Source organism: Bradyrhizobium sp. LeoA1Lang, from assembly GCF_055413685.1.
In genome coordinates this window covers 1-260 of the sequence record NZ_JBVAPG010000588.1, presented here as the reverse complement: position 1 = coordinate 260, position 260 = coordinate 1, and the positions used below count along the sequence as shown (strand labels likewise).

1 pseudogene is annotated in these 260 nt (G+C 58.1%); it reads right to left on the bottom strand.

Annotated elements, in window-relative coordinates:
* Positions 1–158: 158 nt before the first annotated feature.
* A pseudogene (locus tag ACZYOF_RS44605) lies at positions 159–260 on the bottom strand (IS110 family transposase); the annotation flags it as partial.

The window sequence follows — 260 nt, the reverse complement described above, 5'->3', positions numbered from 1 at the left end:
TTGGGGACAACGCTGCGCGTTGCCCCCAGGGTCCACAGCCCCAGCAACAGCAGACCTGAACGAAACGAGAATTGTGTTACCCATGTCGTCGGTTTGAAGTGTTACCCATGTCGCCGGTTGCTCAGCGCGAAGCGCGGGATGAGCGACTATCTGGATTGTCAAGTTGCATTGGCGTAAGCGGCACGCGCCTCGCGTGCTTTGGCGTTGAGGCGGACCAGGAGCTTACGGGCGAGCGCAATGCGAATGACCATTTTTTCCTT